Origin of the sequence: Bacillus sp. Xin1, assembly GCF_013314535.1 — a bacterium.
Classification (GTDB): Bacteria; Bacillota; Bacilli; order Bacillales; family Bacillaceae_G; genus Bacillus_A.
Map to the genome: position 1 here is coordinate 166,979 of NZ_JABUAE010000005.1, position 7,892 is coordinate 174,870.

At 34.3% G+C, this 7,892-nt stretch carries 7 protein-coding genes; 6 read left to right on the plus strand and 1 reads right to left on the minus strand.

All coding sequences use genetic code 11. The features are described 5' to 3' along the window. Window positions 1-304 precede the first annotated feature (304 nt). Entirely contained in the window at window positions 305-1,012 is a 708-nt protein-coding gene (locus tag HRG09_RS08410; protein WP_174100363.1) for a metallophosphoesterase family protein, read from the minus strand. Between the two features lie 407 nt (window positions 1,013-1,419). Here HRG09_RS08410 and HRG09_RS08415 point away from each other — a divergent pair, with 407 nt between their 5' ends. From HRG09_RS08415 to HRG09_RS08440, 6 genes are read left to right on the plus strand one after another with little or no spacing between them, the layout of a single operon-like run. Beyond that, on the plus strand, window positions 1,420-2,409 hold the full coding sequence (locus HRG09_RS08415; protein WP_174100364.1) for a beta-ketoacyl-ACP synthase III: 990 nt from the start codon (window positions 1,420-1,422) through the stop codon (window positions 2,407-2,409). Beyond that, complete coding sequence (locus tag HRG09_RS08420; protein ID WP_174100365.1) at window positions 2,399-3,559, plus strand: ATP-grasp domain-containing protein; 1,161 nt, start codon at window positions 2,399-2,401, stop codon at window positions 3,557-3,559. Before HRG09_RS08415 ends, HRG09_RS08420 begins: the two co-directional genes overlap by 11 nt. Then, complete coding sequence (locus tag HRG09_RS08425) at window positions 3,559-4,545, plus strand: NAD-dependent epimerase/dehydratase family protein (RefSeq protein ID WP_174100378.1); 987 nt, start codon at window positions 3,559-3,561, stop codon at window positions 4,543-4,545. The genes HRG09_RS08420 and HRG09_RS08425 overlap by 1 nt, the downstream gene beginning before the upstream one ends. Next, window positions 4,542-5,393: an MBL fold metallo-hydrolase gene (locus HRG09_RS08430; protein WP_174100366.1), complete on the plus strand. Its 852-nt coding sequence runs from the start codon at window positions 4,542-4,544 to the stop codon at window positions 5,391-5,393. The genes HRG09_RS08425 and HRG09_RS08430 overlap by 4 nt, the downstream gene beginning before the upstream one ends. Continuing rightward, on the plus strand, window positions 5,386-6,723 hold the full coding sequence (locus HRG09_RS08435; protein WP_174100367.1) for a F390 synthetase-related protein: 1,338 nt from the start codon (window positions 5,386-5,388) through the stop codon (window positions 6,721-6,723). Before HRG09_RS08430 ends, HRG09_RS08435 begins: the two co-directional genes overlap by 8 nt. Then, complete coding sequence (locus HRG09_RS08440) at window positions 6,720-7,865, plus strand: hypothetical protein (RefSeq protein WP_174100368.1); 1,146 nt, start codon at window positions 6,720-6,722, stop codon at window positions 7,863-7,865. The genes HRG09_RS08435 and HRG09_RS08440 overlap by 4 nt, the downstream gene beginning before the upstream one ends. The last annotated feature ends 27 nt before the right edge of the window (window positions 7,866-7,892 follow it).

The following is a 7,892-nucleotide window of genomic DNA, read 5'->3' on the forward strand; positions in this document are numbered from 1 at the left end:
AGCATTAAAAACATACAAATTGTATTCTTACAACACTGTAATCCTCATGTCATCTAATTCGATAGTTACAATACTTGCTGCTCGTTATACTTAAAGTAAGAAATGAGACAATAAACAAAGGAGAGATAAGAGATGAAAAAAATGATTGAAGTTGTAGTAGCGGTGATAGAGGTTTTCGTAAATGGGAAACAAGTTGCAATGGAGTTAAATCGATAATGAATCGCAGTAATGATTTCACAAATTATGTAAACAAATAAAAGAGATAAGGTTTGATCTTTGTTTTGATCCCTTATCTCTTTTTATATTATTCTTTCACTACATATACATTTTGACTTGGTAATTCTAAACAGTTTAACTGGCCACCATATACAGCTCCCCCATCGATTCCGATAATTCGATTACTTCCAAAATACACATTACAATTCTCCTCGTCGCCATGGAGTGTTTTGGTTTCTGTATGCCCAAATACAACAGTTTTTTCACCATTGTATCCATGATGAAACTCATTCCGTATCCACATTAACGTGTATGGCTCAGATTCAGCAACTGGTTTTGTTGGTTCTACACCTGCATGAACAAATATGTAATCGTCTGTTTCAATATAATGATCTAGTTCTTGTATAAACTTTAAATGTTTTTCTAATATATCAGACTTTAAAACTGGTTTTTTAAATACTTCTTTATTTATAGCAATATCGCTCTCTGAAAAACCATAGCTATATAACGTTTTATTCCCGCCATTTCTCTTCACCCAATGATTCCACGATCTTTCTTCATTAGTCGTTAATGCTTTAATCATCATATCTTCATGATTCCCTTTTAAAACAAAAGCACCTTCTTCTTTTAATTGCATCACTTTTTCAATTACAGCCTTTGCACTCGACCCACGATCTACATAATCCCCCATTAAAATTAATTGATCCTCTTTCGCATTGTATTTTGCCTCTACTAACAGCTTTTCAAACTTCTCCATTTCTCCATGAATATCACTTATCACAAGAATTCGTTTCATATATTCCCCTTCTTTCTAGAGTAAAATTCACCCTTTTGAATCTGCACCGAAACATTTCCAACTGCTATTTCCTTTGAATCTTCATAAAGTGAAACTTTAATCAGTGGGGGTTTTCCTCATCCCCCACTAATTATTAGTTGAACCAATCGGGCCTTTACGGGCAGTTTATCTCCCACCGAATTTTGAGGTGGGAGTATTACTGACCGTTAGTGCGGGATAAATTTTCGATACATCTCTTAAGGATAAATTCCGTACTATCTTTTCTTACAACCCCATAAATTAATATGAAGATAATTTATAAAAATACTAAATTTCACAAAAAACTTTTTTCCCTATTTTTTCTATAATAATAATATATATATGATAGAATTTTATAAATTTATAATAAGATTAAGAGGCGATATGGGATGAAAAGATATATTAAAATAAAAGGTATTGGTGTATATGTTCCAAAACGAAAAGTAGATTCTTTTGAAATAGATCGTATGTTAGGTGCCCAAGAAGGCTGGACATTAAAAAAAGCTGGAGTGAAAACACGATACTTTGTTGATGATGAAACATCTTCTTATATGGGAGCTGAAGCTGCTAAAAAAGCTATAGCAGATGCTAATCTAACATGGGACGATATCGATTGTATCATCTGCGGAAGTGGAACAATCCAGCAGGCAATCCCTTCTACTGCATCACTTATTCAAGAACAACTTGGACTACAGCATTCTGGTATTCCATGTTTTGATATCAACTCAACATGCTTAAGCTTCGTAACAGCACTTGATACAATTTCTTACGCAGTTGAATGCGGGAGATACAAAAATGTTGTCATCATTTCTTCTGAAATTTCTTCTGTAGGATTAAATTGGGGACAAAATGAAAGTAGTATTTTATTCGGCGATGGTGCAGCAGCTGTTGTGGTAACAAAAAGTGATCACACTTCTTCTATTATTGCTTCCCATATGGAAACGTATAGCTCTGGTGCGCATCTATCAGAAATTCGCGGCGGTGGAACAATGATTCATCCTAGAGAATATAGTGAAGAACGAAAAGAAGACTTCTTGTTCGATATGAATGGCAGAGCTATTTTCAAATTGTCTTCTAAATATATGTTAAATTTTATCGAGAAACTACTTATACATACTGGTTATTCCCTAGATGATATTGATTTAATTATTCCTCATCAAGCAAGTGGACCAGCTATGAAGCTGATTCGTAAAAAATTAGGGGTCGATGAGGATCGCTTTATGACTATTTTTGAAGACTACGGGAATATGATTTCTGCATCTATTCCGGTCGCTCTTTTCGAAGCAATTAAACAAAACAAAGTGCAGCGCGGAGATAAAATATTGTTACTGGGTACGTCTGCAGGGCTTTCTATTGGAGGCATTCTTCTTGAGTACTAAGAAAACAGTATTAATTACAGGGGCACGCGCACCAGCAGCATTACATTTATGCAGATTGTTCAAGAAAAGCGGACATACCGTCATTATTGCAGATAGTATTTCCTATCCATTAAGTAAAGCTTCAACGAACATTGATTATTTTTATGAAATTCCTTCTCCAAAATGGAACACAAATGAGAGTATTGATGCACTACAATCAATTATTCAAAAACATGATGTCGATTTACTTATCCCTACTTGTGAAGAAGTATTTTATATATCTAGGTATAAAGAAAAATTAAGCCGATTTTGCCATGTATTAGTAGACGAATTTCATAAACTTTCATTACTTCATAATAAGTGGGAATTTATTCAGTTCGTAACGAATTTAGGCTGGCAAGTTCCTGCAACGTATAAAACAAATAACGAACAAGCCATACAGGCAATGATTCACCAAACATCGGCCACTACTCCTTTTGTACTAAAGCCAATTTTCTCTCGTTTTTCTGACAAAGTGGCGTTTATTACAAAAGAAGATGTTGAAAAGGGCATCATGGTGGACAAGCCAAATTATATCATCCAAGAGTTTATACAAGGAACACAGCATTGCTCCTACAGTATTGTACAATCTGGAAAAGTGTTAGCTCACTCTGTCTATAAAACAGAATTCACGGCGGGTTTAGGCGCTACCATTGCGTTTGAGCATATTAATCTCCCAAAAATTGACGAGTTTGTTGGGCATATCGTAAAGGAGCTAAATTTCTCTGGGCAAATTGCCTTTGATTTTATCATTACAGAGGACGGAGATGCTATTCCGATTGAATGTAATCCACGTACTACAAGTGGGTTACATTTATTCGATGAGGAAATATTATCAGCTTTTTTTGATACAAAGGTGAACCATACGCTAATTCCCAAACCAAATTCGGAGTGTGCAATTCGATTAGCAATGCTTTTATATGGACCTCCTTATTTAAAAAGCAAACAAACACGTAAGCAATGGCTGAAAGTTCTATGTTCCTATCCAGATATCATTTATAGTCACTCTGATTGGAAACCATTTTTTTATCAGTTTTATAGCATGTATAAATTATGGCGTGAAAGTGATAAAAATGAACGGACTATTTTGGAGCAAACAACATATGACATATCATGGGACGGTGAAAATTGATGAGAATGCTAGTAACTGGTGGAACTGGTTTTCTAGGACAAAAACTTGCTTTTCGATTAGCGAGTATAGGCTATGAAGTAACAGCAACCGGGAGAAATAAAACAACTGGCAAATTATTAGAACAAAATGGCATTGAATTTGTACATTGTCCTCTTGAAGATAGACATCGTGTTCTACAAGTTTGTAAAGATAAAGATTATATCTTTCATAGCGGCGCCCTTTCTTCTCCTTGGGGCAAATACAAAGATTTTTACAACGCGAATGTGTTAGGAACAAGGCATATTATTGAAGGAAGTCAAAAGTCTGGCATAAAACGCCTTATCCATGTATCGACACCGAGTATTTATTTCTATTATGATGAGCGACAAGATGTAGTCGAAAACGCAAAACTTCCTGATACATTTGTAAACCATTATGCAAAAACAAAATATATGGCGGAACAAGCTATTGATCAAGCGTTCAATCATGGTTTACCAGTTATCACGATACGTCCACGTGCTTTATTTGGTCCAGGAGATAACGCTATTCTTCCACGCCTTATTAAAGTATGTGAAAAAGGCGCCCTACCAAGAATCGGTACAAAAGATGTACTTATCGATATTACATATGTCGAGAATGTTGTAGATGCCCTGCTTCTTTGTATGCATTCACCTAAACATACATTAGGCCAAAAATACAATATAACAAATGGGGAACGTGTAAATTTATATGAAGTCATTGAAAATGTAATGAAATGCCTTGGCAAGGAGGTACAATATAAAAAAACTTCCTACAAAACTGCTTTTACAATTGCCGCGATACTAGAGGGGATTTCAAAAACTATCTTATTTGGAAAAGAACCTATTCTCACAAAATATACTGTTAGTGTACTTTCAAAAAGCCAGACTTTAAGTATTGATAAAGCTCAAAGAGAACTAGGCTATATTCCAAATATTAGCATAGAAGAAGGAATCACAAAATTTGTGGAATGGTGGGAAACACAATGAAAATTAAATCTTTAAAGCTTTACGATACAGGATATTGCACACATCCTGAAAAAATTGCATATTCCAAAGGCAGTTGGAAACAAATTTCCTTTCCAGCTACAGTGGGATTACTTCAACATCCAATCCTAGGCTATATTTTATTTGATACCGGATATGCCCGGCACTTTATAGAAGCGACAAGAAAATTTCCTTACTCTGTATATGCTAAACTTACTCCTGTTCACTTTACAGAAGAGCAATCTATTAAACAGCAACTACTTCTTGATGGTATTCAACCAGAAAAGATTAAGTATATTATTCTTTCTCATTTTCATGGTGACCATACAGCAGGACTGCCCGACTTTCCAAAAGCAAAAGTATTAACCTTCTCGAAAGCTTATGAAGATATTAAAAAGAGAAGTAAATTTGGTGCCCTATTAAAAGGTTGCTTAAAAGATACATTACCAATTGATTTAGAACAACGGATGACATTTATTGATCAAACTCCATCGCTTAGTTTATCTCCTACATATGGAAAATTTGAAGAGGGATATGATGTATTTGGTGATGGTTCATTACTCGCTGTTGATTTAACGGGGCATGCAATTGGACAATTTGGCCTATTCGTCCATTTACATAGTGATAAAATTGTTTTTCTTTGTGCAGACGCAGTGTGGCTCAGTAAAACGTATGAAAACCTTGTCTTTCCAAGTAAGATCGTCAGCCTTTTAACCGGGGATGCAAAATCTTATCGCCACAACATTGAAAAGTTACATCATTTATCGCAAATATCACCAAAAATTGAAATTCTTCCAACTCATTGCGAACGCACATGGAATCAAATTAAAGCAGGGGTATACTATGAATAAGTTTCGGATTCTCCAGCAATATTTAAAAACAAAATATCGCTTACGATTTTCAACTCGTGAGCAATTAGAACAATTTCATAAGCAACAAATAACAAAACATCTTTTGTTTGCTATAGATCAGTCACCTTTCTATCGTCAATTATACACACCTTTTTTAAAAGAAATCGAAAACGGGGACTGGGCTTCACTCCCTATCATTAATAAAGAAGTAATGATGGAGAACTTTGATACATTAAATACAGCTTCTATTTCAAAAAAGGAAGCCTTTCATGTAGCATTTGAAGCGGAAAAAACCCGAAATTTTTCTCCAACTATTCGTAATATAACTGTTGGGCTATCATCAGGCACTAGTGGAAATCGCGGAGTTTTTCTCGTTTCTCAGGAAGAACAAACGATGTGGGCCGGTTCTATTATCGGTAAAGTGCTTCCTTCTAGCATTCTACATAAACATACGATCGCTTTTTTCTTACGAGCGAACAGCAATTTATATGAGGCGACCAAAAACAAGCGAATTTCGTTTCATTTTTTTGATTTACTAGATTCGTTTCATCAACATATCGCTGGACTAAATGAAATAAATCCATCTATTTTAATTGCACCTCCTTCTATGTTGCGAAAAATCGCTCATTGGCAACAAGAAGGACTTATTATGATTTGTCCCAAAAAAATTATCTCTGTAGCAGAAGTACTTGAAGATATTGATAGGGAGTTTATCAGTACAATTTTTCAACAGACAGTACACCAAGTTTACCAATGTACAGAAGGCTTTCTTGCTACAACATGTAAACATGGTACATTACATATCAATGAAGACCTTGTTCATATTGAAAAAGAATACTTAGATCAAGAAAGAGGGATATTCGTTCCCATTATTACTGATTTCATGAGGAAGACACAGCCTATAATCCGCTACCGTCTCAATGACATATTAATTGAGAAAAAAACAGCGTGCGCCTGCGGTTCTCCCTTCTTAGCCTTAGAACGAATTGATGGTCGATGCGATGATATATTTATCGGGATAAGTGAATTGGATAAAAGCGAAATATCTATTTTCCCTGATTTCATTCGAAGAGCAATTATGTTTACATCTAATGAAATTCAAGAATTTAAAGTGATTCAGCACAGCACAGACAAAATTGAGATTAAACTTAAAGTACTACCTGAACATTTCAAATCATGTAAATCTAGCTTAATACAGGAATTACATACACTATGGTCTACTAAAAAATGTGTTGTGCCACATTTTTTCTTTTCACATTATGATATTCAATTATATGATAAAAAGTTAAAAAGAATAGAAAGCCTTATAAAGCATGGTGAAAATGTATGATTACGTTACATGATATTCATTCCCTGCACAACATCGACTGGACTACAAAACGAGATGGAACATATGTAAGAGATAGCTTCCTTCCGCTCTTACAAAATGGCATTACAGCATTTATTGAAAATGTTAACACGCAGCTATTTCTATTAGAAATTGATGACCTTATCTTGCCAGTCACTGTGAATAACAAAGAGTTTGAAAACTCATATGTATGTTCTCCCTATACACATTACATATCCTATGCACTAGAAGAGTTATGGGAATTAAAGAAACCTTGGTTAGAGAAGTTACTAACCTACCCGATTCATCTTATTGGAAGCTGGCTACGACGAACAAATATTAATAAAGTAATTGTAGTAAATAATTGGATGCTTTCAACAAATCTTTATCATTCTATAAATCAACAACAAATCGAACGGATTACGAATTTACTTGTTGAAAAATTTCCAGAGCATACGATTTTATTTCGTTCTTTAAATAGCGAATTATATCCTGCAATTACACAAGCATTATCTACAGTAGGTTACAATAAAATTATGTCTCGTTCCGTATACTTATTTGATCCAAAACACTATAAAGAAATGAATCGAAAAGAACGAAAAGACTTATTAAATGATAAAAGATTATTAAAGAAAAGCAATTATGAAGTAATGACGAATGAACAATTAACAAAAGAGGATATTTTACAGATTTCCGAGTTATACAATCAACTATACATTGAGAAATATTCCGATCATAATCCAATGTTTACACCAGCTTATTTATGGAATGCGCTTCAGCATCATTTATTGGAAATGAAAGTTATTAAAAAAGAGGGCACGATTGATGGTGTCATTGCTTATTTTATTAGAGATGGAGTTATGACAACTCCTATACTTGGCTACGATACAAACTCTGATCAGCAACAAGGCTTATATCGCATTCTTTCCCTCCTTATTACAATAGATTCTATTGAAAAAAATTTAATTTGTCATTGTAGTGCTGGGGCTGGAGAGTTCAAACGAAATCGCGGTGCAAAACAGCAGATTGAATACAGCTATATATATAATGCTCATTTGCCACCTAATCAACAAAAAGTATGGAAAGTATTAAGTTGGATATTAAATAAATGCATTGAACCGATGGCAAAAAAACATCAGTTTTAAACATAAAAAAAGAGATAAGACTTCCGC